Below are 26419 nucleotides of genomic sequence, written 5' to 3'. Positions count from 1 at the left end.
TCAGGCGGCCTTGGAGGAAGCGATGATGGTCAGGAGGGCATCAGTGAGCTCGTTGCCGAGCAGCGGCTTTTCGATCAGGACTGCTCCGAGCGGCTTCATCCGTCGCCGGAGTTCCCGCGAGGGATTGGTCGCCAGCAGGATTGCCGGTACGACAACGCCCTTGTCCCGCAGATCCTGCAGAAAGCCGATCCCATCGGCGCGATATCGCTGGTCGATGACGAGGCATTCGGCCGTCGCGGGGTCCGCATCCGGCATATTGCCATCCGCGGGCAGGAACCCCTCGAGGCTCAGGGCGAACTGCAGGGAGGACAGGACGGGCTGATCGCTTTCGAACAGCAGGACCGGGCGATCCAAGACCATGTCATGTCCTTCCGCAGTCAGGCCGAGGCTCAAGCGGCCTTCTTCCAGTTGGGGACGAGCTCGGCGTGGGGCGGGCACTGCGCGACGGCTCCAACCGGCAACCCGCCCAGTTCATTGGCGAAGCCGTGGTTGACGTCGCGGTGGTGCGCCTCGTCGGCGCGGACGACCAGCACCACGTCGCGCAAGGTAGCCTCCTCGGGCAGCCCCCAGTACCGCTTGGCAATCTCGGGCGCCGGCACATTGGCGCTGCGGCCCTCGTCGATTTCCGCGAGATAGTGCGTGTAGCTGATCACCGCCTCTTCCTCGAAATAGCCGACGACGCGGTGGGCCGTCTTGGCGCTCAAAAGATAGAGAGCAAAGAAGAACACATAGAACACCCATTGCACGCCGATGATCACGGCCCGCTCGAACCAGGTCGGCTTGGAAATCTCGATGAAGGTCATGAGGTGCATGCGCTCATTCTCGGCCTCGTCCATGAGCGTCTTGATCCAGCCCTTGTCGTCGCACATGCGGCGCAGGCAGGCGAGGTGGTTGATCGTCGCACCGACCATGCCGGGCACCGCGGCGACGGTCTCGAGCACGACGGCCCGGTGACCGTAGCGCTGGGCAAAAAAGGTGTCCGCGCACCAGCGAAGAACCTTGGTGAAGCCGAGCGCGACCTTGTCGGAAAGTCCGCTGGCCTTGTGGTGAACGCCCAGATCGATGAACGGTGCAGTCATTGTCGTGTCTCCAATGGCGACGCGATTGACGGGGCGCCGCTGATGGGCCGTAAGTAGACGGGGAAAGGAAGGACGAAAATTTGGATGATGTCCCTACCGCAGCGCCCCTAAGGGACTTACCGGAGGTGGCTCGCAGCGATGGTGCAAGCCGGCTCCTGCCGCGGCTCGCCCTGCCCGCTGCCCTGGGCGTCGCGCTGCTCGCGATCGCCGGCGGCCTCGCGGTGCGGCTGCTGTTTGCCGATCAGCTCGGCGCGCGCGCGACCTTCATCTTCTTCGTCCCGGGCGTGGTCGCCGCCAGCGCCCTGTCAGGCCTTCGCGTCGGCGCGATGGCTTCGCTGGCCGGCGCAGCCGCCGGCCTGTGGTGCGACCACCTGACAGGCCCGATCGAGGAAGGCAGCGTGATTGCCGCGGTGGCCTTCGTGGCGATCGGGCTCGCCATCGCGCTAGGGGGCGAGTGGTTTCAGCGAGCCCGACTTGCTTCGGACGAGGCCGCTGCCGGCCTCGCCAGCCGAGAAGCCCATCTGCGCTCGATCCTCGACACCGTCCCCGACGCCATGGTGGTGATCGATGCTGCGGGACTCATTCGCGACTTCAGCCCCGCGGCGGAACGGATGTTCGGCTGGAAGGCGCAGGACATCGCGGGCCGCAACGTGCGGCTCCTGATGCCTGAGCCCTACCGCGCAGCTCATGATGGCTATCTGGATCGCTACTACCAGACGGGAGAGCGCCGCATCATCGGTAAGGGCCGCGTCGTCGTGGGTGAACGCCGCGACGGATCGACCTTTCCGCTCGAACTCGCCGTCGGCGAAGTGCAGGCCAACGGGCAGCGGTTCTTCACCGGCTTCATCCGCGATCTCACCGAGCGCCAGCATGCCGAGGCGAGGCTGCAGGAACTGCAGAGCGAACTCGTTCACGTCTCGCGGCTGACCGCCCTGGGTGAAATGGCCTCGGCCCTCGCCCATGAACTGAACCAGCCCCTCTCCGCCATCGCCAACTATCTCAAGGGCAGCAAGATGCTGCTTGAACGCGATGAGGGTCGCAACGACCGGGTTATTGATGCGGTCGGCCGCGCCGCCGCCGAGGCGCTGCGAGCCGGGGAAATCATCCGCCGGCTGCGCGATTTCGTCGCGCGCGGCGAAACCGAACGAACGGTCGAAAGCCTGCCGAAGCTTGTCGAGGAGGCGAGCGCGCTGGCGCTCGTCGGCGCCAAGGAGCATGGGATACGCGTCCAGCATGACTTCAGCCCAGAGATCGATCTCGTGCTCGCGGACAAGGTGCAAATCCAGCAGGTGGTGCTCAACCTCGTTCGCAATGCCATCGACGCCATGGCCGGGACTGGGTCGGGGCCACGTGCGTTGACCATCGCCATCGCGCCGGCCGACGCCGACATGGCGCGGGTGACGGTCGCCGATACCGGCCCGGGCATCGCGGCCGATGTGGCCGACCGGCTGTTTCAACCATTCATCACCACGAAACGCACCGGCATGGGTGTAGGCCTGTCGATCTCGCGCACGATCGTCGAGGCCCATGGCGGGCGCATCTGGGCAGAATCTCATGAAGGGGGCGGGGCCGTGTTCGGCTTCACGCTGCCCAAGGAGGACAAGGAAGGGCCAGGCGATGGCGAGTAACCCAATCGTTTATGTGATCGATGACGACGATAGCGTCCGGCATTCACTGGAATTCCTCCTCGATGTAGCCGGGATACGGGTGCGCTCCTATGCTTCGGCCGACGCGTTCCTCAAATCATCGCCGCCCCTCGCAGGCGCCTGCCTCGTAACCGACGTGCGCATGCCGGGGATGACCGGCATCGAGCTGGCCGAAAAGCTGCAGCACGGAGGCGCAGGAGTCCCTGTCATCGTCGTGACCGGCCACGCCGACGTCCCGCTGGCGATCCAGGCCATGAAAGCCGGCGTGGCGGACTTCATCGAAAAGCCGTTCGATGACGAGGTCATGCTGAGCGCGATCCGCAACGCGCTGGCTCGCACCGCGGGAGATGCCGCCTCCGCCGCGGAAAGGCAGGCCATCCTCGACCGCATCGCCACGCTCAGCCCGCGCGAGCGCGAGGTCATGGACGGCCTCGTCGCGGGCCAGGCTAACAAGGCGATCGCCTATGACCTGGAGATCAGCGCGAGGACGGTCGAGGTCTACCGCGCCAATGTCATGATGAAAATGCAGGCAAAGACCTTGTCCGACCTCGTCCGGATGGTCACGATCGCGCGGCTATCCTGAGAGGCACCAAGGGGCGTCCTTGATAATCGGCGGAAGGGCTCGCCCGGCCCTCCGCAACCGTCGGACAATGGAAGGGGCCGTTCTCAACGAGACAGCCCCTCCCCCGTCAAATCAGGACGGGCTCATCGGTTCAATGCTGCGGGCGCCAGATCCGGCACGGACGCCGTTGCGCTCGATGAACTGGAGCGCGGTATGCGCGACCTCTTCCCAGCCGGGCTCGTTGCAGATGAAGTGGCTCCGGCCAGGAAAGGACACGAACTCCGCAACGCTCCCCTCATCCTTATAGGCCCTGTGGTTCTTCTCGGTCAGATGCGCCGGGATGATCTCGTCCTCCTCACCGCCGATCAGCAGCAAGGGCGCGTGCGGTGCGTCGAGATCGATCCGGCCATCCTCGCCCATACAGTCGCGCAGGATATTGCGGCTATCGTGCGTCGCCGTCGCTTCGAACGCGCGCGCTGCCTCCTCTTCGCTCAAACGGTTGGCGAAAGCGCCGTGGAAGGTCTTGGCATCCATGTAGATGGGTTCGTCACCCTTCAGCGGGTTGGCGATGATCGCGCTGTTCTTGAGAAAGCCCCAGTCGAAGTCGACCATGGCATTAGGCGCGACGGAATCGATCGCCACCCCGGCCGACAGCGCTCCCCGGCTCAACAGGATCTGGGTAATGAGACCGCCCACCGAATGGCCGATCATCACCGGGCGGTCGAGGCCACGCACCGTAGCCTCGATAGATGCGATGACATCCTTGAGGCGAAGTTCGCCCAGACCCGGCGGCGGATTATCGCGCAGCGAGCGCGGATCACCTTCATGCAGCGGCCAGGCCGGGGCGTGGCAGTTGTACCCCTTGTCGCTGAACATACGGATCCAGTTTTCCCAGCTTTTGGGGTTCTGGAACATGCCGTGGACGAAGACGATGTCGGTCATGCGATAATCTCCTGCTGATCTGCGCCTTCCCGGTGCGCGACCGTTCAGGATGGGTTCCTCGAATGCCTTGAGGCACAGGGACGAGAACGCGCGACCATGAATAGCGTTGCCCGGGATGACTTCTCGCGATGACGGCTCCTCGCCGCATCGTCGTCCCGGTGGCTTGCTCCATCCTGTACCGGCGCCTGGGCTCCTAATGTCTCGCTCCGTCGCCAAGGCGAAGAACCGATCCGCGGTGGGCGAGTTCTCTTGTGAGAAGGAGATGTCCATGAGTGATACCCAGGGGATGATTCACGAAGATGCGCTTCCGGGTCACGAGAGCGGTCTCGATCCGCAGCCAGAGTGGCAACCGCGCTACAAGGGTTCCGATCGCCTCGCGGGCAAGGTCGCGATCATAACCGGTGCTGACAGCGGGATCGGCCGGGCGGTGGCGGCTCTCTATGCCCGGGAGGGCGCCGACATCGCGATCGCTTATCTGTGCGAAGATGACGACGCCGCCGAGACGAAGCGCATCGTCGAGGCCGAAGGCCGCCAGGCGATCGCCATTCGGGGTGATATCGGAGAAAAGGACACTTCGGAGCGGATCGTCGCCGAGACGCTCAGCGCGTTCGGCAAAATCGACATCCTGGTCAACAATGCCGGCGAGCAGCATCCCGACAAGGACATCACCGACATTACCGAGGAACAGCTACGGCGCACGTTCCAGACCAACATCTTCGGGATGTTTTTCCTCGTCCAGGCGGCGCGGCCGCATCTCAAGGAGGGCGCGGCCATCATCAACTGCACCTCGGTCACCATGTACCAGGGTTCAAAGGAGCTGCTCGACTACAGTTCAACCAAGGGCGCCATCACCGCCTTCACCCGCTCGCTGTCCGAGAACCTCGTCAGCGACGGCATTCGCGTCAACGCAGTGGCGCCGGGACCGATCTGGACCCCGCTCAACCCTTGCGGCGGCGCCAGCCCGGAGAAGCTCGAGCATTTTGGCGAAAACACCCCGATGGGTCGGCCCGGACAGCCCAATGAGGTCGCTCCGGCCTTCCTGTTCCTAGCCTGCGAGGACTCCAGCTACATGTCGGGCCAAGTCCTCCATCCCAATGGCGGCACGATCGTGAACGGCTGAAGCAACCGACGCTGAGCATCTGTGCGAGGGACCTTCAGGGCTCACGGAAAGATCGAGACGGGCCATCGCCCCGCCATTCATCATATGGCTACAGGGCCGGAACCTTTGCCTTTTCGGCGAGCCGACGCTGGAGGAACGCCAGCACGACAGCTTCTTCCGGACGGAGCCGGGACAAGTCTTCCCGAAGCTCCTTCTCGACGGCGTCCCGCGCCTCCAGGACCAATTCGTCACTCAGGTAGCTTTCGAAGACTTCGGGATGAATGTAGCACTTGCGGCACACGGTGGGCGTATTGCCCAGCCGCGAAGCGACGGCTTCGATTGCGGTGCGAACATTTCGTTTCGCCGCAGCCTGGCTGTCGACTTTTTCATATTCGGAAAGCGCTAGGGCGGCGAGCACCGTGCCATTCCAGGTGCGGAAATCCTTGGCGGTGATGTCCGTCCCGGAGATCTCCCGAAGATAAGCGTTGATATCGTTCGAGGTGACTTCGTACTGCGCGCCGTCTTCGCCCACATATTGGAACAGATGCTGTCCGGGCAGATCCTGGCTGGCCTTGACGATCTTCGCGATGCGCCGATCCTTCAGCTTCAGCCGCCACTGCTTTCCGCTCTTGCCCTTGAAATTGAATCGGAGCTCAGCGCCCTCAATCGCGACATGGCGGTCCTGGAGGGTCGTGAGGCCATAACTCTTGTTCTGCTTGGCATAATCCGCGTTGCCGATGCGGATCATCGTGGTCTCGAGCAGATGCACGACGGCGGCCAGGACCTTCTCACGCGGTAGCCCGCGCTTCTTGAGATCGGCATGGATGCGCTCGCGCACGCCAGGAAGGGCCTTTGCGAAGTCCAGCATGTGCTCGTACTTGGTGCTGTCGCGTACCTCGCGGAAACGCGGATGGTAACGATACTGCTTGCGGCCCTTTGCGTCACGGCCGGTCGCCTGGATGTGCCCGTTTGCCTTGGGGCAGATCCAGACATCGGTATAGGCCGGGGGGATGGCGAGCGAAGCAATTCGCTTCAGAGTTTTTTCGTCCGTCACGACGTTGCCCCGGGCATCGCGATATCGAAACTTGCCACGGTAGGACTGGCGGACGATTCCCGGGCTGTCGTCGGTTACGTAGACGAGACCCGCATTTTCCGCGGCTTCCTGCGCATCGACGATCGTTCCTGCCTCGCCGGTGTCAGCCGGCCCATCCTCTTGTGTTTTCATAACCGCTGAAGCGTCCAGCACGGGTTCGCGTTCCCCACCCAGGCCGGACTCTAGTTCGCACTGTTCAAGAGCAAGGCTCGATCCTTCTATGCGCCTGTCATGATCAGGCGCCAGTCCTTGCCCCCGTCTCGCCGGTAAAGGGGTCATGCTTCGGATCGGGAAGCGCCTCCATCCGCGCGCGTGCCGCGTCGTCGGGCGCTTCGCGGCAGATGTCCCAGCCCTGTCCCCGCGGATAGGCGCCGACAACCTGGAAATCCAGGCTCGCATGAATTGCGCGGTGGCCGGTACCGGTCGGCAGCATGAGCGCATCGCCGGCTGCGACGGACACCTTGTGCCCGTCTGGCCCGCCAAGCTCGAGGGTCGCCTTCCCTGCGAAAACACCCAAAACCTCGTGTGCGGTCGAATGATAATGGTGATAATCGAACACGCCGTCGCGCCAGTCCGGCGGCCATCCATGGTTCTCGAACAACGCCTCGAATCGCTCGGCCAGGTCTTCGCCCTCGCCGTCCAGCGCGGCGCGATAGATGACGACCTGCAACCGCGCATTGTTCGGCACCCAGTCATTCTCGCCGAGCAGGAAGCTTTCGATCTCCATCATATTTTTGCTTTCGGGGCTCGCTTGCGCTTTGGCTTGTCGGCCAGTTCGATCCAGACTGGTGCATGGTCGCTGGTCTTTTCCCAGCCCCGGACATGGCGGTCGACCTGGGCATCGAGCAGCCGGTCGGAAAGCGCGGGGCTGAGCAGCAGGTGATCGATGCGCAGGCCCGCATTGCGGCCATAGGCGTTCCGGAAATAGTCCCAGAAGGTGTAGATGACCTCGCCCGGGTGCAGCGTGCGCAGCGCGTCGGTCCAGCCCTGATCCAACAGCCGGAAATAGGCCGCCCTTACTTCGGGTGCGAACAGCGCGTCGTCGAGCCAGCGCTCCGGCTTGTAGACGTCGAGATCGGTCGGCATGACATTGAAGTCGCCCGCCAGCATCACCGGCAGTCCGCTCTCCAGCAACCCGGCCGCGTGCTCGACCAGCCGGTCGAACCAGCGCAGCTTGTAGTCGAATTTGGGGCCGGGCCGCGGATTGCCGTTGGGCAGGTAAAGCCCGCCGATCAGGATGCCGTTGACCGCCGCCTCGATATAGCGGCTCTGGCTCGGGTCGGGGTCGCCCGGAAGCCCCCGCCGCGTCTCGTGGATTTCGCCGACGCGGCTGAGCAGCGCAACGCCGTTCCACGACTTCTGGCCGTGCCAGATGACATCAAAGCCAAGATCGCGGATCGCACTTTCCGGAAACTTCTCCTGCGGCGCCTTCAATTCCTGGAGCACGACCACATCGGGCTACGCTTCCTCAAGCCAGCGCAGCAGCACCGGCAGCCGGCCATTGACGCCGTTCACATTATAGGTGGCGATCTTCACAGGTCAGGCAGGGTCTGGTCGGCGCGGCCCCAACCGCTGAGCGCCTTGGAGCCGGCCCGCTTCACCAGTTCGGTGCCATCCCGAATGGTCCAGTGCGAGGGCTTGTCGATCGTCTCCATTTCCTTCCATGTGACGGGTACGGCGACCGGCGCGCCTTCGCGCGCGCGGACCCCATAGGGCATGACCGCCGTCGCACCGCGCTGGTTGCGAAGATAGTCGACGAAGATGCGGCCCTTGCGCTGCGCTTTCGGCAGGGCGGCCGTGAAATGCTCAGGGTCGCTCTGGGCAACCGCCTGGGCCAGCCGATGCGCAAAATCTTTCACCTCCGGCCACTCCGCTTGCGGGACCAGTGGCGCGATCACATGGACGCCCTTGCCGCCGGTCACCATCGGGAAGGTCTCAAGCCCGATCGACTGCAGGATCTCGCGAAAGTGGAAGGCGGCGCTGCGCACATTCTCGAAATCCAGACCCTCGTCGGGATCAAGATCGAAGACCAGCCTGTCGGCCTTCTCGACATCCTCGATCCTGGCGCCCCAGCCATGGAACTCGATCGTGCCCATCTGTACGCAGGTGAGCAGGCCGTCCGCGGTATCGACATAGAGATAGGGCTCGTCATGCCCGTCCTTCTCGCGAATGGCGACATGCCGGACAGCGTCGCCAAAACTGCCCGCGTCATGCTTCTGGAAGAAGCATTTCTTGGCCCGGCCTTGCGGGCAGCGCACGAGGCTGATCGGCCGAGACCCGATCCAGGGCAGCATGATCGGGGCGGCCTGCGAATAATAGTCGGCCAGTTGACCCTTGGTAAGCTTCCCCTCGGGAAAAATGACACGGTCGCGGTTGGTGATCTTGATCGACGACGTCTCGGCCGCCACCGCCCCAACCGGCGCCTCGGTCTCGACGACCACAGCCTCGGGCTTCTTGTCTTCGCGTAGGCCCAGAAAGGACGGATGCCGGAGGGTCCCTTCGTTTGTCATTTCGGTAAACGCGATTTCTGCGACCAGCTTGGGCCGCAGCCAGTGCGCGCCGCGCACCTCTGCGCGCGGCGCCTTGACGGCCGGCGCTTCCTGCTCGAGCGGCGCCATCACCGCCATCAGGTCGATAATCTCCTGAGTATCGAAGCCGGTGCCGACCTTGCCGGCATAGCGCAGGACGCCGTCCTCGTGGACACCCAGGATCAGCGATCGGAATAACCGCGACTTGTCTGAAGGGGTCCAGCCGACCACGACGAACTCCTGCCGCTTGATGCATTTGGTCTTCAGCCAGCCGCCCGATCGCGAGCCGACATAGCGGCCGTCGGCCCGCTTCGAGATGACCCCTTCGAGGCCCGCCGCGCAGAACTGGTTGAGCAACTTCTCGCCATTGCCGGCAATGTGATCCGAATAGCGCAACCGCGACTTGCCCTTGGGCAGGATCTTCGCGAGCTTCGCCTTGCGCTCGGTGAGCGGCAGCTGGGTTAGATCCTCGCCGTCGAGCTCCAGCAGGTCGAACGCGAAATAATCGATCGAAGCCGGCGCCCCTTTGAGCGCGTTTTGCAAAGCCTGGAAACTCGAGCGGCCGTCGGCATCGAGCACGACCGCCTCGCCGTCGATGAGCGCGGAGGAGACCTTCAGCTTCAGGGAGTCGACAACCAGTCCGCTAAACTTCTCCGACCAGTCGAGTCCCGAGCGGGTATAGGCAACGGCCTCGCCCCCGCCGACGCTCAGCAGCACACGGTAGCCGTCATACTTCATTTCGTGCAGCCAGCGGTTGCCGGTGGGAACGGTGTCGACCAGCGTTGCGAGTTGCACAGGGCGGAAAGGCGGCGCGCGGCCGGTTGAAGCCGCTTTCCCTGGCGCTGAGCTCACGCGCGCCATGATGGAGGGCCGTTGTTCTTCATGGAGACCAAAGTGCGTGAGCGGCGGACTCGTTCCAGCGCGCCGCGGACTCGGCTCGCCGAGCGACGCCCCGCGTCTCACCGATCGCGGCAACCGCGTCGTCCCCCCGGCGTTGCGGACCTAGGCCACCGACGAAGGAGATGAGCAATGGCAGACGACAAGGACGCTCGCGGGCCCCAGGACCGGGCGCGTATCGCGCTCGGAGAGGATTATGAGGTCGATTATTGGACCGGCAAGTTTGGTGTCAGCAAGGAAACGCTGGAAGCGGCCGTGAAGGCTGTCGGAAACGGCGCGGACGCTGTCGAGCAGCACCTGAAGGGCTAAGGTCGACCCGCTCGCTTCGCAATGCAAACTGCGGTGCCGCCTTCGCTGTCGTGCTGCTCAGCGGACGGCGTACAACTCAGATATTCATCAGATGGGCCCCGACGCGACCCACGCGCCGGGCTCCCTGCTAGCTATTATAATCCGCGTCTAGTTGGCTGCGAAATGCTTGGCTGAGCTGATAACGTTCGCCAACTGAGGTGCATCCTCTCGCGCAACTTCCGCAAGATGAGCTTTCACCTCATCACTGCGACGCGCAATTAATGACGCAACCTGCGCCCTATTCTCCGAGCATTTGCCAAAATGGCTGCCCCGGATCATTTGATCGGCATCCAGGCGATGACTCAAAGATGCGCCCTTGGTACCTGCCACATCGCGAACGACGGCCACCCGGGCGGCCCAGAGGCAGCGTTCCGTGGTGGGTCGTGTTCCCGCGGACATGCCGATCTGGCGGGTAGATACCTTGGCATCGGCCCGATAGGTCACATCCAGGGATCTTCCTTGATGATCCACGCTGGTCCGATGAACCTGATCAGCGAAGGGGGCAGCGGAAGCGGTTGCCAAGGCAAGCAAAGACAAGATCACAACATACTCCTCTTTCCAAACAATGGATCGAGCTCAGGGAGTATGATTGAGACGGCCCCTGAGTTCGATACGTCCGACATCACGAGACATTCTCGCCAGAGGGGCCCGGTACGCATCCCAAAGCTAGGCCTCAGATCGAGTTTATCAATGGGCCCGTCACGGTTTCGATTGGGGGACACACTTTCTTACAGAACTTCGTCGTCAATGCCTGACCTGTGATCGGCAGCGCTCGCAGCCAATCCGGGCGCTCGGTCGTCGAGGAAGTCGTTGCCGGTTCCAGCCAACGAAATGCCGCTCGGCGGATTGCGCAATTGCTAAGGACCCACGCGGTCCCTTCGGAAGGGGCGCCGCGAAATTACTGTCTGTCAGGATCATCGGATGCCGCTTCGCCGCGCCCATTATCTCGTCCTGGCAATGGTGCTCGCCACAGTCGTGGCATTCTGGCCGACCTACTTCGCTGTTTTGCGGACCGCGCGGACAGAACTTCATCTTCATGGAGTAACGGCCACCGCCTGGATGTTGCTGCTGGCGCTCCAGAGCTGGACCATTCATCATCAGCGACGCGGCGCGACCGGATTTTCGGGATCGTGAGTTTGTTTCTGTTTCCGCTTTTTCTCGCGGGGAGCGTCGCTGTCCTTTTGAGCATGGCGCGCAACACGCCGTCAGACCCTTTCTACCAGATCAACGGCGGACGCCTGGGTATATTGGATGCCGCGACACCCATCCTTCTGATGGTCCTCTTCTATTTCGCGCTGAAAGAAAGGCGCAAAGTGCAGCTGCACGCCCGCTATATGCTCGCGACAGCCCTGCCCCTCGTCGAGCCCATTATCGAACGGCTGCTCGGGCATCTGGCCCCGCCTTTCACGTCGTTCGACCCCGCTCACTTCGCGTGGACTGTGCGTGCTGCAGAGCTTGGGGCTTGTTGCCGCGGCGTGCCTCTACGCGACGGCACCACGTTACGGCCGGCCGTTCTTCATCGTCGGCATGGCGATGGTCGCCCAGGCCGTCCTGGTCGAGACCCTGGGGGAGAGCAGCGTTTGACAGACGGTATTTGTCGGGCTTGGACTTCGCTGCCGGTGCTGGCTGTCGCGACGATCGTCGGTGGGCTCACAGTGTGGGCCGGTTGGACTGCTGGCCTAGCTGCTCGTCGGCACAAGCCAGCAGCGGCCTGAAGGCCGCTCGGCTGCTTGATAGGGTCCGCCCAAAGCTGTCAGGCAACAGCCAGGCCCGAGCTTCCTTTTTGGCCTAACGGGCTTGAAACTCCACTCCGACTGAACAATCCGGTCGCCGCAGAGCGCACGGCGCACCACTTCAGCTTCTAAGTGCCGCGCCTTGTGCCGCGCCCCACAAGACGCGGCACATTATCGCGCTCCATTAGGTGATCAGACACGGGTCCGAAGACGCCTCGCGATCTACGAGAAGCCCAAGCCCCCTCGCCCGTTCCAGAACACGCCGCACGCCCTCGGCCGACCAGTGTATGCCGCCGCGTGGCGTAGGTTCGCGCAAGTCTTTGCTGAGCCAGCCCGCAAGGTCGCGCAGAGACGATTCCGGATAGGTCTTCAACCTGTCCGCCACCAGGCGCGCGACGCGGGTATCCGGTGGCAGCCGCGGCGCGGACTGGAGGATTACATCGTCGGCATAACCGACTTTGACCAGGGCCCTGCAGGCCTTCACCAGCGTACGCTCACTAAATGAGCGCACGGGGGGCTTTATCGCGCGGATCTGGCGCAAGACTATCGACCAGGGAAGATGTGGTCGCAGGCGCTCTACGGTCGGCAGCCAACGGTGGCGATCATCGATTAAGGCGTGCAGATAGCGCTCTTTGTGCGCGTAGCCAATATCAGCGATTGCCGCCGGATCGCGCGCGCGCATCTTGGGATTGCCGGGCTTGGCGCCCCTCGCCATCGCCGCGGCAAGCCCTGCCCGCGTGCGTTCTCGGATAAGGGCGCGTTCGAATTCGGCAAAGGCGCCTAGCATCTGGGTCATCAGCATGCCTTGGGCGCTCGAAGTGTCGATCGGGTCGTTGATCGAGCGAAAATAGGCGCCCTTCGCCCGCAGCTGCTCGACGATCTCCAGCAGATGGACGAGCGAGCGCGCCAATCGATCGATCCGCACGACAATGAGGGTGTCGCCCTCCCCTACCCTTGCCAATGCCCTGCTGAGGTTTGGGCGGTCCCGGCTTCCCCCGCTGGCCTTGTCTTCGAAGATGAGGGCGCAACCCTGCTGCTCCAGCGCAAGGCGTTGGCCGGCCGTGTCCTGATCTTCGGTCGATACGCGGGCATAGCCGATCAAAGCCACTGTCACATTCCATCAAACGGGGGCAATCGAGGGGTTGCCCCCGTTTGATAAACGTCAGCACCGGTTTTGGCCAGCCCCGTCCCCCGGGATTCGACCCGCGGCCCTTTCCCGCGTCCCATGGGCATGCGGGCGACTTTCGGGCGCTTGGACAGCCCCGCCGGCCGATTTACGCGGATGAAATCTGCGTCTCAGCAAGCGACAGCGGGGCCTACCGGCGCCTGTAACGAGGGGTCGCCCCTCGCGTCGGCAAAGGGCCGCCATAAATGTGTGAGCAAAGTGAACCAAGATTGCTTTTAAGCTCAGTATTTGTTACTTTGGCCCCATGGATATCGCTGGCTTCGGACCAAGCTATACGCCGAAGGTCGTCACTGAAGTTTCACATGCGACCGCAGTGATAGCGACGCTAAACAATCGAATTTCCGGGAGTTTTGTGCACTCGGCGTGGCAGGCCCGCGCAGCTTGGGCTGGCTATGCGCGTGCTCTTCAGTTGGAAGGTCACGAGGTCGATGAAATCGACCTATTTTCCTGGGGCTGCCGGGTCACGATCCCCGGCCGCCCGCTGCGCGCCACGAACCGCGGCGAATATGAGGCGTTCGCGCCCTGGCAGGACATACTGGGGTCATCAGACCCCTTTGTCTGGCGCGATGCGCTCCCCAAGGCTGTCGAAATGCCGGTCGAGTCCGCGGACCACCCTCCCCTCGTCCGCGCGCTCGAACAGATCCGGCGCTATGCACGAGTACGAGGCGGGCCCGACCCCTGGCTCGGTCTGCCGTTCGCCTTACGGGACCAGGATCTGACGGCCAGCCCCCTCCCCTGCCTCGTCGGCGGCGCCAAAGCCTTCCGCTTGAAGAAGACACTGAACGAAGCCGACTGGCTCGCGCTCCTACGGGCTCTTGCCGCGCGCGCCGAGCGTGGCCTTGAACGCCTTGACCATCTGGAGCGCCTCCATCGCAAAGCCCGAACGGCAATCGCGGAGTCTTATCGTCCCGGCGCCCTGCCCTCCCTCCTCGCGCTTACGCTTCACCAACCGGTCCTGTCGCCACAGGCTGTGGCGCGACTTCTTGATTTGACCGTGACGGGCGCAAGCAAGTTGCTGGAGCGCGCCGCCGGTACCGGACTTCTAACCGAAATCACGACAAGGCGGACATGGCGCATTTTCATGAGCGTGGACCTCGCTGTCGAGTTTGGCTTTGCCAGAGCGCCTCTTGGGCGCCCCCGCGTGGAGGGGTCTCTTCCCTCGCCGTCTCGAAATCTGGCGGCTGTCTTCGACCAGTTCGACGCGGAAATGGCAGCCATCGATCAGCTTCTCAATTCCCGATAGGGCATTTCAGCGCGGATCACCTCGGCTCCTCGTCGCCCTGCACACAATAGAATTCCTTGTAATTTCAGCACTTAAGCTTGTGCCGCACGATGTGTCGCGCGCTGTAACGCGCGTCCGCACCACATTCCGCTGTACTTTATGCAGCGATGACGCTTACCCCAGCGCGGCACATATCGCCAGCGGAAGCGCTTGCACGCTCGCTGGCGTGTCCGCACTGTAATGCGCCTGCGCACTCGCGGTTCATCGCGCTGGCACTACGCCTAGCGCTGCCGCATACTGCCGCGCACTTGCACGCGCTGTCGCGCGTATACGCGCCTTGCGTGGCGCGGGCGGTGACGCTATCAGTGGCGCTGTCATTGTGTGCGGCGCGGTGCGGGGCGGGCCATGTTTGTGCCGCGCAGTGTGCAGCGCTATCGCATTACAGGAGTTCGCATGCCCGTCATCACGATCGCGCAAAGCAAAGGCGGCGCCGGTAAGACCACGCTCGCGCTCGCGCTCGCTTCCGAATTCGAGGCGCTCGGCGGTTCGGTCTTCATGCTCGACGCCGACCGTCAGAACAGCTTGCTCAACTGGTATCGGGATCGGATGAATGCCGACAGGGGAGGGGAGGGGCGCATCACGGTGGAAGACGCCTCGCAGCTCCGGGACGCGGACATTGGACCCGCTATCGCGCGCGCGCGCGATGCCGCGCAGCTCGTCATTGTCGATTCCGAGGGCACTTCCAACTTCAAGACAGCCTACGCGGCGATGGACTCCGATTTCGTCGTCATTCCGACGCGCTCATCGCGCCTCGATCTCGAGCGCACCGTGGAAACCAGCGACATGCTGGGCAAGATGTGTGGCGGCGTGCCCTACAGGGTCCTGATCACGCAGACAGGGCAGGTCGCCCGCTCCAAGGCCGAATGGGAGATCGACAGCCAGATCAGCAATGCTCTGCCGACGTTCAACGAGCAGATGCATACGCTCGACGCATTCCGCGCCATGTCCAACTATCGCATGACGCTGGCCGAGGTGGAGGCCGCCGGCCTGGCCAAGACCGAGAAGGCGCGGCGCATCGCGCAAGGCATCCTGGCCGACATACTCAGCGAAATTCAGAACAAGGAGGCCGTCAATGCCTGAGCCCAAGTCTGCTGCCGGCGCGATGGGGGACATCATCGGCTCCACCCGGCGGCGCATCGAGCATAGCGAAGACCCGGCCGACCGTCTCAAGAACCTGATTGCTGCGACGCCGAAGCCCGCTCCGGCCGCCGCACCGGCGCCCATCCGCGAACCGGCGCCAGCGACGCTTCCGTCAGGCTATTTCCCGCAAGTCGCGAGCGAGGTGGGCATCATCCCGAAGCGCAAGCCGCAGCGGGGTCCCGCGCGCTCACTGCATATAAGCATGCGCCTGTCGCCGCCTGAGCGCGACCGGCTCGTTCGCTGGTGCGACGATCGCAACCTCAGCCTGCCCGACGGCATCATGGCGTTGATCGATCTCGCGGAAGGGCAGGGGGGTAGCGGGGAGTAGGGCCCGGCTCTTTATGTGAGGAACGGGGGGAGGAGACTTCAGGGCGTCCCGCGCATCGCGACCCAGCTTTTGCAGAAGCCTTCCCACGATTTGTAGAGAGCGGCGCCCGTCAGGGTCTCCAGCTTCGCGCCCATTTTCTGCCGGTAGGCATCGGCAATCATATCCTTGTCCCAGCCTCCGCCAAAATCGCGGAAAATCGTGATAATGCGTTGGTCAGGGCAGAAGTTCAGCGATCCCGAAGGGAAGGGGCGCGCCGAGGGCAGGGGGACGCGCGGCGGTGCGACGGTTTCGACCGTTCCGTCCCGCCTGGCACGCCGACCCACTTTCGGCCGATCAAGCTCCTTGGCGGTTTCCTCCTGATCGACGGGATCCTTGGGACTGAAGGTGAGCTTCACAGCCTCGACAGGCCGTCCACGCCCCGACCCGCGGATCTCGTCCCATTCCACGGTGAAATCCGCGAGCTGGTCGATCTCCAGCTTCGATTTTGCCAGGACATCGCGGCGGAATTCCGCGAAATTCTTGAAGCTACCCTCCGGCACGCCCAGACGCCGGCGCAGTTCCTCGACCTCCATCTTCACGACACGGTTCTGCCGGTTGATGATCAGGCAGCCCAGGTCATAGAGCGTCAGCGAATAGCGCGACTGCAGCGCCAGCATGACGCCCAGGTTGACCCGCGCATAATAGTCCGAGCGCTGCATCACGCGCTTGAAGGCTTCCGAAAACTCGTACTCCACGACGCTCATGCCGTCCTCGGAGATTTCCTCGACGCAGCTTGAGAGCAGGGACTGCGACATGATCGCGGGCTTGCCCTTCTTGGTCGTCGTGCGGATGCGCACGATCACGCGCAAAAGCTCGTCCATCACGGGCTGGATGCGCTCATTGCCCTTGTGCGACCCGCGCAGTTCTTTCTTGGTAATCGTGAAGTTTCTGTCCTCGCCAGCGTCCGGCCCAGCCTTGCGCAGCATGAGGGCGAAGGCCTTGCGCCCGGCGGCGCTCAAGGAGCCGGTTTCAAACTCGGATTCGACGAGTTCGCCCGGTTTGCTTACAAAATCGAGATCGCGGCGGCGAATCACATCAGCGACCCGCAGCGTCCGACTCAGGCCATCCGCTTCCGGGGAAACCTCGATCTCAACGATGTCCGAATCGGGCTTCATGTGAGTTGCATATCATCACCTTGTCATAAAGAGAACATCCCCCCGTTCACTCACATAGACATGCCCCCCAGCCCTCACATAAAGGCTGACAGAGGCGCAAACCGGCGGCCCCCGACCACTCATATAAAGAAATTGTCCGACTCGCCGATTCACCGCGAGTCTCGCGAGATCCCCCATCGCTCATATAAAGTTCCTGACCCGACATTCCCCAGTGCAGCGCTATTACCGGCCGCATTGCGACATCCCCCGCGCGCTCACATAAACGCCACAGCATCTACTTGCTTTTACTGGGTTTTTTGAAAGCCCCCCGATCGCTCATATAAAGCGACTCGGTTCGAAATAGGGAATTTCCCCGGTATAGTGATGCCCCCCGAAAGCTCATATAAACGGACGGGAAGGGCAGGGGGATCGCCCCCGATCGCTCACATAAAGAAGGTCGGTCGAGGTTTAGGGCCGGCGTCGTACCAAAAAGGCTGGCCTTTCAAGCCATTCCCGTGTTGTTTTGCAAGCCACTGGGACGATTCCCCCGATCCCTCACATAATCCCCCGGCCACTCAGGCAAAGGCCCCCGGCCGCTCGCATAAAGGCCCCCGAGTCCTCACGATAAAGCCCCCAGCTGCTCACATGAATGGGGTCTAACCCATTGGTTCCACGGGCGAAATTGCCCCTGAATCTTAGAATCATTGAAATATAGAAGCTCCCGCGCTCCGCTTGGGCGTTTCTACAGATGGATTTTTTGAGGAAGAAGTAACCTTCCGCAGAACCGCCGAGGTTGCGCACCATGCCCTGGTCGGCTGCCCCATCGCATCCCACAACCGCCTATCATCCTCGCCGGAGCAAAACATCCTCCAAGTCAAACTTCCGTGCAATCGATCACCGCCTCGCGTCGATCATGAACGCCGCTTGACTAACGACACGACCGTATCAAGGTGATCGTATTGCGAATCAGGCGTGTTCACCGGACCGGCCGATACTGTTTTAACGGGCAAGATCATGCGCAATGGGGCGGGATGTACAATGAGCAGGCGAGCGCTTTACTACGTAGCGACGCTTGGCTGTACCGTTGCTATCGCCTTTAACGGAACACCAGCTCCCGCTCAGCCGAAGTTCGACGTGATCGATATGCATTTCCACGCTGATCGTCCTGACGATCAGGGACCTCCCGGGGGCAAGGCCTGCGCTCCCTATCCTGAATGGGCCCCGCGCGATCCCGGGCAACCGATGGACGGGTATCTCGACTGGTTTACCGGCCGCCCCGATTGCCCGACCGTGCTGTCATCGCCGACCGACGCGGATACTCTGCGCGATCGTGGCATCGCCCAGCTGAAACGGTACAATGTGCTGGCCCTTGCCGGCGGCCCAGCGGAGGTGGTGGATGACTATCGCCGTCGTGGGGATGGCCACATACTTCCTGGCATCGGCTTCGGCAGCAGCGGCACCCTCCCTCCGATTGAAGATCTGCGCCGGCTCCACGCCGAAGGCAAAATGCAGGCGCTGAGCGAAATTACCACGCAATATGCGGGCATCGCCCCCGACGACCCTCGCATGGAGCCCTATTTCGCTTTCGCGGAGGCCAACGACATCCCGATCGGCATCCACATGGGGCCCGGGCCCCCTGGCACAGCTTACTTCGCCACGCCGCATTATCTCGTCTCGGCCGGTGATCCGCTCCGCCTAGAACCCGTGCTCATCCGTCATCCCAAGCTGCGGGTCTATGTTGCCCACGCCGGCTGGCCTTTCGGAGACGCGATGATCGCGATGATGTTCGCCCATCCGCAGCTCTATGTCGATGTGGCTGTTCTCGACTGGGCCTATCCCGACCAGCAATTCTACCCCTATCTGCGTCGGCTGATCGACGCCGGTTTCGAACGGCGGATCATGTTTGGGTCCGACAACATGGTATGGCCCGACGCTATCGGAATCGCGATCGAGCGGATCAGACGCGCGCCATTTCTCACAGAGAGGCAAAAGCGTCTGATCCTCCACGACAACGCGGCCTCCTTCCTTCGCATCGAGGGATAAGGGGCGGTACGGCGGGACAAGCGCTTGCACGCGGAGTGCCGTTCCGCGACAGTCTCGCTGAGCCGCAGTCATCGCGCGTTCAGCCTTCGAATGGCAATTTGACCTGTGCTTGAATTGTAAGGGAGATTCCCATGCGAACCACGCACAAACTTCTGCTCGGCGGCTGTCTTGCCGCCTCGCTGGTGGGCGGTGTGGCCTATGCCGCGTCCCACGAGCACAAAATGACCGTCAACCTGCCGGGCGGTGAGATCGCCCATATCACCTATTTCGGCGATACACTTCCGCAGGTCAAAATTTCCCAAGCCCAGCCAGACCAGATCGACTTCGTCGAAACGGCCTTCCAGCCTTTCGCGCAGATGGACCGGATATCGGCGCTGATGGATGCGCAGATGAACGCCATGATGCGGCGCGTCGCGGATCTCCATGCCCAAAGCGCTGACGTGACGGCGAGCGAGGCACCGCATTTCGTGTCCTTCTCCGGCCTGCCGAGGGCGCGCAGGTCCACTACAGCTATAGCTCGACCACCATCGGTCCCAATGGATGCGCGCAGAGCGTGACCTGGACCTCGGACGGCACGGCGAACGCGCAGCCGAAGGTGACGAAGACCAGCACCGGCGACTGCAGCGCCGCGGCCAAGCCGCAGATGCAGACGACCAGCGGGTCGGCGCAGGCTCAGGCGGGTCCATCCCACACGACCTGATGCGGGCCGCCCGGGTCCGGTGACGCTTTGGCCACGTGCGTGAGCGCGCGGCCATTGGCGTGAGGACATCTCATCGCATTCCTTTGCGGACCCTGCGGCTTCCGACATCGACCAAAGCCGGCGTAGCCAGTGCCGCGCCGCCCGTTCCCATCTCGAGAAAGGAAGGAAGAGGAGAATTTCGTGCGAAATCCTGACAGGATCTTTGCCTCCCTATTAACCACCGCTGCCGCCCTGGGCCTTGTCATCGGCCAGCCATCGTCCGCTGCGGCGCAATCGCCGCCCGCCGTATCGCCAGTCGTGCCGCGCCCGGGCGCGCCGCAAAGCTTTGCCGATCTCACCGAACGGCTGGCGCCCGCCGTCGTCAACATCTCGACCCGACAGCGCGTGCAAATGCCAAGCTTCAGCCCCTTTGCCGGCACGCCCTTCGAGCGCTTCTTCGGCGGTCCCACCGGACCGCGCATCCGCGAGGCGCAGTCGCTTGGCTCAGGCTTCATCCTTTCCGCCGACGGCTATATCGTTACCAACAACCACGTCATCACCGCTGATGGGCAAGGCAAGGTCGAGACAATCACAGTCACCCTGCACAATGGCGAGGAATATCCGGCGACCCTCGTCGGCAGCGATCCCGCCTCGGATCTGGCGGTCCTCAAGATCACGTCGCGCAAACAACTGCCCTTCGTGACCTTCGGCGATTCCACGCGCGTCAGGGTCGGCGACTGGGTGCTCGCGATCGGCAATCCTTTCGGCCTGGGCGGCACGGTCACGGCCGGTATCGTTTCGGCGGTCTACCGCAATACCGGTACAGGGCGCGCCTATGACCGCTATCTGCAGACCGACGCCTCGATAAACCGCGGCAATTCAGGCGGACCGATGTTCGACAGCAGCGGGCGGGTCATCGGCATCAACAATGCGATCTTCTCGCCCACGGGCGGAAATGTCGGGATCGGCTTTGCCATCCCCGCGGAGATCGCCGCGCCGATCGTCGAAAAGCTCAAGGCCGGCAAGGCTATCGAACGCGGCTATCTGGGCGTGACCATCCAGCCGATGACCGAAGATCTCGCGTCATCGCTCGGCGTTCCGCGAGACCGCGGTGAGTTCGTCCAGAGCGTGGAGCCCGGCGGGCCCGCGGCACAGGCTGGCATCCGCGCTGGCGACGTCATCCTGCGGGTCGACGGCAAGGACGTCACTCCGAGCCAAAGCCTGTCGTTCCTCGTTGCGAGCATCGACCCTGGCCGCAAGGTCGCAGTCGAACTCATGCGCGGCAACCAGCGCATGACCGTGACTGCCACGCCAGTGCTTCGTCCCAGCGAGGACAAGCTCGCCCGGCAGGGTTTTGGCCGCGATGACCGGCGTTTCGACGATTTCGACAAGGATCGCGCATCCCCCAGCGAAAAGACGCTCGGGCTTGCCGTCGAACCGCTGACTCCAAGCATCGCGCGTCAGCTCGGCGCGAGCGACGTCTCCCAGGGCCTCGTCATCAGCAGCGTTGAGGGCAATTCCGATGCGGCGCGCAAGGGCCTCAGCCGCGGCGACATCATCCTGTCGGCCAACAACCGGCCGGTCGCGAGCGCCGCTGATCTGGAAGCCGCGATCCGGCAGGCCAGGACGGCGGGACGTTCGGCGATCCTGCTACGGGTCAAGGGGCGCGGCGAAGCGCCGGCCTATGTGCCGGTGCGGCTGAGATAGCGCGCCGGTAGCCAAGGCAGCGTCCTCGGTCGAGGGCGCTGCCTTGCTGGTAGGCGAGGGGGCGGGCCGGGGCAGGCGGCGGCTGTGAATGCCAAGCGCCCGACTGGCCCAATGATGTTTCAAACATCACAATTCAATCTTTCGAAATGAGAGCAAATGTGCTAAGGTTCGCGGCGTCAGAAAATGGGCTGAATGATCAAACATCGATCGAGAGGCCCGTCAGCAAAGCGGTTTGCGCTGAGACATAATCGGGAGACATAATGACGGCGCGGGCAGTTCGGGAATTCCTTCTCCTTCACAATCAGAGACTGTACGATTTTCTCCGACAGGGTCTCGCGGACCGGTCGCTCGAAACGCAGGACCTGGCTCGGCTTTCCGCAATCCATCTGGCGAACCGCCATGAGATTGCGCGGTGGGATCGTGATCTGTCGTGCAGCGGCACGGCCAGCGCTGCTTAGGGACCCGCCGCGATGAACCGCTATGCGCGAAGCGTCTGGGGTCTCGCCGCCTGCTTTTCCGCGCTCGCCGGCTTTGTCGACGCGCTCGGCTTCCTCTATCTCGGCGGCTTCTTCGTCTCGTTCATGAGCGGCAACTCCACGCGGCTTGCCGTCGGCTTGAGCGAGCATGTCGCAGACGCCCTGACCGCCGGCGGGCTGATCGCATCCTTTGTCGTGGGCGTCATGCTCGGCTCGCTGTGCGGACGAACCATCAGGCGCGCCCGCCATGGCGCGCTCATGTACCTCATCGCGGCCATGCTGACTGCCGCCTCGTTGCTTGCGGCAGGCGACGCGACCTGGGCCGCGGCCGCGGTGCTCGCCATGGCGATGGGCGCGGAAAATGCCCTGTTCGAACATGATGGCGAAGTTCAGATCGGCCTCACCTATATGACCGGCACGCTGGTGAAACTAGGCCAGCGGCTGCTGTCCGCGCTCATGGGCGGCGATCGGTTCGGATGGGTTCCCTATCTCCTGCTATGGCTCGGTCTGCTGGCAGGCGCGGTGCTGGGTGCCATCCTGTTCGGCGTCATCGGCCACCAGGCCATCTGGATTGCCGCCGCCTCGGCCTTGCTGCTCGGCGTCGCTCTCCATCGCCGCGACCTGAGCCTGACCCCCTCCGCGAAGGCGCCGCGCCAATGACCGACGGGGGCGGGGTAGGGCCGTCGATCGATCTCGAGCTGTTTCACGACATGGTCTTCGATCTGCGGTTCGATCGGCCTGCGCCAGGCAGCAATCTCGAGGGCCGCTTCCAGGGCGCAGGGAACGTCCCGATCACGCTTGACGCGCCTTTTGGCGAGACGGGGCCGATGCTGTTCCGGTTCGGTGACATGTTGTCGCTCCTCTTCGACTGGACCACGGTCCAGAGCGGCATGCGGATCAGCGATCCCGACCATCTCCTGTTCGAGTATACGCGCATGATGATGGGCTTCCGCCTGTTCCGTCCCGCGCCGCGAAAGATCGAAATGATTAGCCTGGGTGGCGGATCGCTTGCCAAGGCTTGCTATCGCTGCCTGCCCCAGTGCGACATTACCGTTGTCGAGATCGATCCCGCAGTCATCGCCCTGCGCGAGCAGTTCCACATTCCGCCCGACAACGACGGTTCCGCGTAATCTGCGCCGATGACCTGGACTATATCCTCGGTGCCCCCGGCGCGCCCGACATCCTCATTCTCGACGGCTTTGACAGCCGGGGCCTTCCCCCGGCGCTGAGCGAGCGGTCCTTCTACGACAGCTGCCGACAGCGCCTCGGCAGGAGCGGGCTGCTGGTAGCCAATCTGTGCGACAATGCCATGGCCTTTGCCACGCTCGTGCGCCGCATCGGGGCCAGCTTCGGGAACCGCACGATCGTCGTTCCGGCCGAAAATGGCGGGAACCGTGTCGTCTTCGCGAGCACAGACCCCGGGTTTCCACCCGCGCGCCAGACCGTCCGCGGCCATCTGCCCGATACGGATGTCGTCGACTACGATGCCAAGGCTCGCAGGGTCGTCCGAGCCCTTGCGCGCGCTTCGCTCAAGGTGCCCCGGACCGAGCACTGAATTTGAACGGGCTCTGCAGCCCACGTCCACCCCAAGGAGGAGGAAAGGGGGGAACAGGACGGTAAGCAAGGAGGATATCATGCCGCTTACAGCCCTTAGACCGTCCCAGGAACTCATCGATCTCGTCGGCGCCCTCGGGGGCACATGGAGCGGTAATGTCGCCATGTGCCGATGCCCCGCCCATGCCGACAGCGACCCCAGCCTTTCGATCCGCCAGGGCGACCGCGGTTTCCTCGTGACCTGCTTTGCCGGCTGCGCGCGCGAAGACGTGCTGCGTGAGCTTCGGCGCGTGCAACCGGGCCGACATTTCCCTGCGCCCAGCAGCACTGAAGGGCGGGGAAGGGGCAATCCACAGCCCGTGTGGGACCAGGGCACCGAGATCATCGGTACGCTTGGGGAAACCTATCTGCGCGGGCGCCACCTCGTGCCGCTCGTCCAGGGCCTGCGGTTCCATCCACGTTGTCCCTATCTTCCCAAGCCGCGAACGCAGTTTCTTCCCGCCTTGCTGGTCCCCGTCCAGGAAGGTCAGAGCCTGACCGCCATCCAGCGCATCTTCCTGGACCCTGAAGGCCGCTATACGCGCAAGGTCATGCTGGGCACGCCGGGGCGGGGCGCATGGCAGGGCGGACAGCCAGGAGAGACCCTGGCGATTGCCGAGGGCTTCGAGACGGCTTGGGCCTTTACTTTGCTGACCGGCATTCCCTGCTGGGCAAGCTTGGGCGCACGCAGGCTTCATCAGATGACCATACCGCCTCGCGTGAAGCGGCTATTCCTTGCCAGTGACAATGACTTGGAAGGACGGCGCGCGGCGGCCCAGGCGAAGGATTACTACGCCCGCGATGACCTCGACATTGTCCACATGCCTCCCCCCGGTTGCGCGAAGGATTGGGCCCGCGTGCTCGAAGCCAGGGTCGAGAGCCATCAAGAGCTTTGCCCAATATAGCTCAGCGATGATTTTCCCGGCGGCCACTTGAGCAAATGCCCGAGACGAACGGCCGTGATGAGAGACGGGTCGACGTCCTGACACCCGGATGCGGGACGACTAAACAAAAGGACGCCGCACCTTTCGGCGCGGCGCCCTGAAGCTCGCAACGAGCCTTATTCCTTGGCGCCGGTTCCCGGTTCGGTCGTCTTGGGAGCCTTGCCATCTTCGACACGACCTTCGTTACGCAGATCGCGGCCTTCCTGCGCCTTCTTCTTTGCTTCGGGTGTGTCACCGTGTTCGTTCAGCTCTTCCTTCACGAAACCAGCGGCTTCTTTGGCTTTACCTTCGATGCTCATCATACTCTCCTTCTCAAGATACATCTGTAAAACACAAATTGGAAAAACCTGTTCCCAAGCTGGTTTCTGGATACGCAAACAGGCCTTCAGCGGCCGGCTTTCATCTCCCTGGACAGATGACGAAGCAAAGTGCGCAAGAGGTAACCTCAATAAATGGGTATACATGATTGCAAATGCAGGGATCTCGCTCATAAAAGCGCAATGGTATCGTTAATTAGGGCAGTTAAAGTTAAGAACAGAAGTGGACACTTCGAAAAACCGGTAGCGCCTGACGGCATGAGATGATTCACTGCGCGAGCGCGACAGCGGAGGCGGTGATGGTTTGACAGCCGGGTTTCTTCGATCTTTCGGACCGATATGAGGCGTTGAGCGCGGCCGGTGATCCGTTGGAGCGCTTGGCGGCCGTCGTGGACTTCGAGGTATTCCGTGGGCCACTGGTCGCGGCGCTGCGCCGCGGCCCTCGGGGCAAGGGTGGGCGTCCGCCGTTCGACCCGGTCCTCATGTTCAAGATCCTGGTGCTGCAGGCGCTCTACTCGCTGTCGGACGAAGGGACGGAATTCCAGATCAAGGACCGGCTCTCGTTCCAACGCTTCCTGGGCCTGGGTCTCGACGGAACAGTGCCCGATGCGACAACGGTATGGCTGTTTCGGGAGCGCCTGGTGAATGCCAAGGCGATCGACAAGCTCTTCGCCCGGTTCGATGCGGCGCTGACCGACCGGGGCTACCTCGCCATGGGCGGGCAGATCATCGATGCCACCGTGGTGCCGGCGCCCAAGCAGCGCAATACCGAAGAGGAGAAGGCGGCAATCAAGGAGGGCCGGATCCCCGAGCGCTGGAAGGACAGGCCTGCGAAAGTCCGGCAGAAGGATCGCGATGCCCGCTGGAGCGTGAAGTACACCAAGGCCAAGGTGAAGGAAGGCGCCGATCCCACGGCGTTCAAGCCGGTCGACCTCGCCATTCCGATGTTTGGTTATAAAAACCACATCGGCATCGACCGGGCTCACGGCCTGATCCGCACCTGGGATGCCAGCGCGGCGAATGCTCACGATGGGGCCAGGCTGCCGGTGCTGATCAGTCCGGACAACACCGCCTCGGGCGTCTGGGCCGATACGGCCTACCGATAGAAGAAGAACGAGGCCTTCCTGGCCAAGGGCATGTTCACCAGCCACATCCACCAGCGGAAACCGCACCGACGGGCGATGCCCGAGTGTATTGCACGCGCCAACGCAAGGCGCTCGGCGGTTCGCTCGGCCGTCGAGCATGTCTTCGCCGGACAGAAGCATCGCATGGGCCTGGTCGTGCGCACCATCGGCATCGCTCGCGCCCGCATCAAGATCGGCATGGCCAACCTCGCTTATAACTTTCAGCGGCTCACCTGGCTTGAGGGGCGCACTGCGCCTGCATGACCTGGAAACCGGGGTGGATCACCCGGCTCGCTTCAGAAAATCAGCAGATCAGGCCGCCAAAAGAAGGGCTCCGGCGCTCTCGGGCACCTGCTCGTCTACATCACGCCCAAATTGCTCGGTTCTTCGAAGTATCCAAGTGTCTTCGAGCAACCCAAAGCGTAATGGTAACTATAGTCCTGTGAATCACGCCGATCGCGCACCCAGAAAATGCCCCGGAGCCGGGAAATAATCCTTCTCATGTGCGTTAGTTTTCCAGCGATGGCGAACCATCTGGAT

General features: G+C 63.0%; 26 protein-coding genes and 2 pseudogenes. 17 read left to right on the top strand and 11 right to left on the bottom strand.

Annotation, left to right across the window (positions count from 1 at the left end):
• Together ACLIMP_RS25045 and ACLIMP_RS25040 are read right to left on the bottom strand one after the other, a co-directional pair.
• Complete coding sequence (locus ACLIMP_RS25045; RefSeq protein ID WP_443479004.1) at nt 1-393, bottom strand: response regulator; 393 nt, start codon at nt 391-393, stop codon at nt 1-3.
• Nucleotides 390-1079 (bottom strand): alternative oxidase, encoded by a 690-nt coding sequence (locus tag ACLIMP_RS25040; protein ID WP_008831954.1) that lies wholly within the window; start codon nt 1077-1079, stop codon nt 390-392. Before ACLIMP_RS25040 ends, ACLIMP_RS25045 begins: the two co-directional genes overlap by 4 nt.
• Nucleotides 1080-1204: 125 nt before the next feature.
• Between ACLIMP_RS25040 and ACLIMP_RS25035 the strand changes: the two genes are divergently transcribed.
• Nucleotides 1205-2707 carry a sensor histidine kinase gene (locus ACLIMP_RS25035; protein WP_036529360.1) on the top strand — a complete coding sequence of 501 codons (1503 nt, stop codon included), beginning with the start codon at nt 1205-1207 and terminating at the stop codon, nt 2705-2707.
• Entirely contained in the window at nt 2697-3308 is a 612-nt protein-coding gene (gene fixJ, locus ACLIMP_RS25030; RefSeq protein ID WP_036529361.1) for a response regulator FixJ, read from the top strand. Before ACLIMP_RS25035 ends, fixJ begins: the two co-directional genes overlap by 11 nt.
• A gap of 111 nt (nt 3309-3419) precedes the next feature.
• On the opposite strand, the gene ACLIMP_RS25025 is transcribed toward fixJ, so the two are convergent.
• A complete protein-coding gene (locus ACLIMP_RS25025) occupies nt 3420-4229 on the bottom strand; it encodes an alpha/beta hydrolase (RefSeq protein WP_036529362.1) in 810 nt (269 codons plus the stop codon).
• 268 nt (nt 4230-4497) lie between these two features.
• Here ACLIMP_RS25025 and ACLIMP_RS25020 point away from each other — a divergent pair, with 268 nt between their 5' ends.
• Nucleotides 4498-5349, top strand: coding sequence for a glucose 1-dehydrogenase (locus ACLIMP_RS25020; protein WP_036529410.1), 852 nt, complete (start codon nt 4498-4500; stop codon nt 5347-5349).
• 88 nt (nt 5350-5437) lie between these two features.
• On the opposite strand, the gene ACLIMP_RS25015 is transcribed toward ACLIMP_RS25020, so the two are convergent.
• The 4 genes and pseudogenes from ACLIMP_RS25015 to ligD all read right to left on the bottom strand — a co-directional run bounded on the left by ACLIMP_RS25015 (nt 5438) and on the right by ligD (nt 9810).
• Nucleotides 5438-6553 carry a DNA topoisomerase IB gene (locus ACLIMP_RS25015; RefSeq protein ID WP_036529363.1) on the bottom strand — a complete coding sequence of 372 codons (1116 nt, stop codon included), beginning with the start codon at nt 6551-6553 and terminating at the stop codon, nt 5438-5440.
• Nucleotides 6554-6656: 103 nt separating this feature from the next.
• On the bottom strand, nt 6657-7151 hold the full coding sequence (locus tag ACLIMP_RS25010; protein ID WP_443479003.1) for a cupin: 495 nt from the start codon (nt 7149-7151) through the stop codon (nt 6657-6659).
• A pseudogene (xth, locus tag ACLIMP_RS25005) lies at nt 7148-7957 on the bottom strand (exodeoxyribonuclease III). The gene ACLIMP_RS25010 and the pseudogene xth overlap by 4 nt, the downstream one beginning before the upstream one ends.
• Entirely contained in the window at nt 7954-9810 is a 1857-nt protein-coding gene (gene ligD, locus ACLIMP_RS25000) for a DNA ligase D (protein WP_303761938.1), read from the bottom strand. Before ligD ends, xth begins: the two are co-directional and overlap by 4 nt.
• Nucleotides 9811-9978: 168 nt before the next feature.
• Between ligD and ACLIMP_RS24995 the strand changes: the two genes are divergently transcribed.
• Nucleotides 9979-10155: a DUF3606 domain-containing protein gene (locus tag ACLIMP_RS24995; protein ID WP_081799188.1), complete on the top strand. Its 177-nt coding sequence runs from the start codon at nt 9979-9981 to the stop codon at nt 10153-10155.
• Nucleotides 10156-10302: 147 nt separating this feature from the next.
• Here the strand turns inward: ACLIMP_RS24995 and ACLIMP_RS24990 are convergent, their stop codons facing one another.
• Nucleotides 10303-10737: a hypothetical protein gene (locus ACLIMP_RS24990; RefSeq protein ID WP_303761942.1), complete on the bottom strand. Its 435-nt coding sequence runs from the start codon at nt 10735-10737 to the stop codon at nt 10303-10305.
• 378 nt (nt 10738-11115) lie between these two features.
• Between ACLIMP_RS24990 and ACLIMP_RS24985 the strand changes: the two genes are divergently transcribed.
• Nucleotides 11116-11328, top strand: a complete 213-nt coding sequence (locus ACLIMP_RS24985) for a hypothetical protein (protein ID WP_036529368.1) — start codon at nt 11116-11118, stop codon at nt 11326-11328.
• A complete protein-coding gene (locus ACLIMP_RS24980) occupies nt 11325-11909 on the top strand; it encodes a hypothetical protein (protein WP_155986449.1) in 585 nt (194 codons plus the stop codon). The genes ACLIMP_RS24985 and ACLIMP_RS24980 overlap by 4 nt, the downstream gene beginning before the upstream one ends.
• Before the next feature lie 202 nt (nt 11910-12111).
• Here ACLIMP_RS24980 and ACLIMP_RS24975 read toward each other — a convergent pair whose 3' ends face one another.
• Nucleotides 12112-13035 (bottom strand): recombinase family protein, encoded by a 924-nt coding sequence (locus ACLIMP_RS24975; RefSeq protein ID WP_036529372.1) that lies wholly within the window; start codon nt 13033-13035, stop codon nt 12112-12114.
• A 322-nt stretch (nt 13036-13357) separates the two neighbouring features.
• Here ACLIMP_RS24975 and ACLIMP_RS24970 point away from each other — a divergent pair, with 322 nt between their 5' ends.
• From ACLIMP_RS24970 to ACLIMP_RS24960, 3 genes are all read left to right on the top strand, one after another.
• Nucleotides 13358-14356, top strand: a complete 999-nt coding sequence (locus ACLIMP_RS24970; protein ID WP_443479002.1) for a hypothetical protein — start codon at nt 13358-13360, stop codon at nt 14354-14356.
• Nucleotides 14357-14740: 384 nt separating this feature from the next.
• Nucleotides 14741-15475 (top strand): AAA family ATPase, encoded by a 735-nt coding sequence (locus tag ACLIMP_RS24965; protein ID WP_232037482.1) that lies wholly within the window; start codon nt 14741-14743, stop codon nt 15473-15475.
• On the top strand, nt 15468-15863 hold the full coding sequence (locus ACLIMP_RS24960; RefSeq protein ID WP_443479001.1) for a hypothetical protein: 396 nt from the start codon (nt 15468-15470) through the stop codon (nt 15861-15863). Before ACLIMP_RS24965 ends, ACLIMP_RS24960 begins: the two co-directional genes overlap by 8 nt.
• A 38-nt stretch (nt 15864-15901) precedes the next feature.
• Here the strand turns inward: ACLIMP_RS24960 and ACLIMP_RS24955 are convergent, their stop codons facing one another.
• On the bottom strand, nt 15902-17017 hold the full coding sequence (locus tag ACLIMP_RS24955) for a replication initiation protein (protein WP_036529376.1): 1116 nt from the start codon (nt 17015-17017) through the stop codon (nt 15902-15904).
• Between the two features lie 1017 nt (nt 17018-18034).
• Between ACLIMP_RS24955 and ACLIMP_RS24950 the strand changes: the two genes are divergently transcribed.
• The 7 genes from ACLIMP_RS24950 (at nt 18035) to ACLIMP_RS24920 (ending at nt 24399) form a co-directional block, all read left to right on the top strand.
• Nucleotides 18035-19039 carry an amidohydrolase family protein gene (locus ACLIMP_RS24950; RefSeq protein WP_443479000.1) on the top strand — a complete coding sequence of 335 codons (1005 nt, stop codon included), beginning with the start codon at nt 18035-18037 and terminating at the stop codon, nt 19037-19039.
• Nucleotides 19040-19170: 131 nt separating this feature from the next.
• A complete protein-coding gene (locus ACLIMP_RS24945) occupies nt 19171-19596 on the top strand; it encodes a hypothetical protein (protein WP_443478999.1) in 426 nt (141 codons plus the stop codon).
• Nucleotides 19597-19919: 323 nt separating this feature from the next.
• On the top strand, nt 19920-21425 hold the full coding sequence (locus tag ACLIMP_RS24940; protein ID WP_443478998.1) for a Do family serine endopeptidase: 1506 nt from the start codon (nt 19920-19922) through the stop codon (nt 21423-21425).
• Between the two features lie 470 nt (nt 21426-21895).
• The gene (locus ACLIMP_RS24935) at nt 21896-22561 is read left to right on the top strand and encodes a YoaK family protein (RefSeq protein ID WP_443478997.1); all 666 of its coding nucleotides are present in this window, start codon (nt 21896-21898) and stop codon (nt 22559-22561) included.
• Nucleotides 22558-23031 carry a class I SAM-dependent methyltransferase gene (locus ACLIMP_RS24930; RefSeq protein WP_443478996.1) on the top strand — a complete coding sequence of 158 codons (474 nt, stop codon included), beginning with the start codon at nt 22558-22560 and terminating at the stop codon, nt 23029-23031. The genes ACLIMP_RS24935 and ACLIMP_RS24930 overlap by 4 nt, the downstream gene beginning before the upstream one ends.
• 179 nt (nt 23032-23210) lie before the next feature.
• The gene (locus ACLIMP_RS24925) at nt 23211-23456 is read left to right on the top strand and encodes a hypothetical protein (protein ID WP_443478995.1); all 246 of its coding nucleotides are present in this window, start codon (nt 23211-23213) and stop codon (nt 23454-23456) included.
• Nucleotides 23457-23535: 79 nt separating this feature from the next.
• A complete protein-coding gene (locus ACLIMP_RS24920; protein WP_036529384.1) occupies nt 23536-24399 on the top strand; it encodes a DUF7146 domain-containing protein in 864 nt (287 codons plus the stop codon).
• A gap of 155 nt (nt 24400-24554) precedes the next feature.
• On the opposite strand, the gene ACLIMP_RS24915 is transcribed toward ACLIMP_RS24920, so the two are convergent.
• Nucleotides 24555-24737, bottom strand: coding sequence for a hypothetical protein (locus ACLIMP_RS24915; RefSeq protein ID WP_036529417.1), 183 nt, complete (start codon nt 24735-24737; stop codon nt 24555-24557).
• A gap of 365 nt (nt 24738-25102) precedes the next feature.
• Here ACLIMP_RS24915 and ACLIMP_RS24910 point away from each other — a divergent pair.
• Nucleotides 25103-26143, top strand: a pseudogene (locus ACLIMP_RS24910) (IS5 family transposase).
• Nucleotides 26144-26419: the final 276 nt, after the last annotated feature.

Source organism: Novosphingobium aeonii, assembly GCF_052279045.1.
In the GTDB taxonomy this organism is placed as follows: Bacteria; Pseudomonadota; Alphaproteobacteria; order Sphingomonadales; family Sphingomonadaceae; genus Novosphingobium.
Note: the sequence above shows the minus strand (reverse complement) of the source record. Positions and strands in the feature narration are given on the sequence as shown.

Coding starts and splice junctions, on each gene's coding strand:
- ACLIMP_RS25020 (WP_036529410.1), top strand. CDS start 4,498: ATGAGTGATACCCAGGGGATGATTCACGAAGATGCGCTTCCGGGTCAC.
- ACLIMP_RS24925 (WP_443478995.1), top strand. CDS start 23,211: ATGGCCTTTGCCACGCTCGTGCGCCGCATCGGGGCCAGCTTCGGGAAC.
- ACLIMP_RS24945 (WP_443478999.1), top strand. CDS start 19,171: ATGCGAACCACGCACAAACTTCTGCTCGGCGGCTGTCTTGCCGCCTCG.
- ACLIMP_RS24930 (WP_443478996.1), top strand. CDS start 22,558: ATGACCGACGGGGGCGGGGTAGGGCCGTCGATCGATCTCGAGCTGTTT.
- ACLIMP_RS24965 (WP_232037482.1), top strand. CDS start 14,741: ATGTTTGTGCCGCGCAGTGTGCAGCGCTATCGCATTACAGGAGTTCGC.
- ACLIMP_RS25015 (WP_036529363.1), bottom strand. CDS start 6,553: ATGAAAACACAAGAGGATGGGCCGGCTGACACCGGCGAGGCAGGAACG.
- ACLIMP_RS24955 (WP_036529376.1), bottom strand. CDS start 17,017: ATGAAGCCCGATTCGGACATCGTTGAGATCGAGGTTTCCCCGGAAGCG.
- ACLIMP_RS24960 (WP_443479001.1), top strand. CDS start 15,468: ATGCCTGAGCCCAAGTCTGCTGCCGGCGCGATGGGGGACATCATCGGC.
- ACLIMP_RS24915 (WP_036529417.1), bottom strand. CDS start 24,737: ATGAGCATCGAAGGTAAAGCCAAAGAAGCCGCTGGTTTCGTGAAGGAA.
- ACLIMP_RS25025 (WP_036529362.1), bottom strand. CDS start 4,229: ATGACCGACATCGTCTTCGTCCACGGCATGTTCCAGAACCCCAAAAGC.
- fixJ (WP_036529361.1), top strand. CDS start 2,697: ATGGCGAGTAACCCAATCGTTTATGTGATCGATGACGACGATAGCGTC.
- ACLIMP_RS25040 (WP_008831954.1), bottom strand. CDS start 1,079: ATGACTGCACCGTTCATCGATCTGGGCGTTCACCACAAGGCCAGCGGA.
- ligD (WP_303761938.1), bottom strand. CDS start 9,810: ATGGCGCGCGTGAGCTCAGCGCCAGGGAAAGCGGCTTCAACCGGCCGC.
- ACLIMP_RS24995 (WP_081799188.1), top strand. CDS start 9,979: ATGGCAGACGACAAGGACGCTCGCGGGCCCCAGGACCGGGCGCGTATC.
- ACLIMP_RS24970 (WP_443479002.1), top strand. CDS start 13,358: ATGGATATCGCTGGCTTCGGACCAAGCTATACGCCGAAGGTCGTCACT.
- ACLIMP_RS24935 (WP_443478997.1), top strand. CDS start 21,896: ATGAACCGCTATGCGCGAAGCGTCTGGGGTCTCGCCGCCTGCTTTTCC.
- ACLIMP_RS25010 (WP_443479003.1), bottom strand. CDS start 7,151: ATGATGGAGATCGAAAGCTTCCTGCTCGGCGAGAATGACTGGGTGCCG.
- ACLIMP_RS24920 (WP_036529384.1), top strand. CDS start 23,536: ATGCCGCTTACAGCCCTTAGACCGTCCCAGGAACTCATCGATCTCGTC.
- ACLIMP_RS24950 (WP_443479000.1), top strand. CDS start 18,035: ATGAGCAGGCGAGCGCTTTACTACGTAGCGACGCTTGGCTGTACCGTT.
- ACLIMP_RS24985 (WP_036529368.1), top strand. CDS start 11,116: ATGCCGCTTCGCCGCGCCCATTATCTCGTCCTGGCAATGGTGCTCGCC.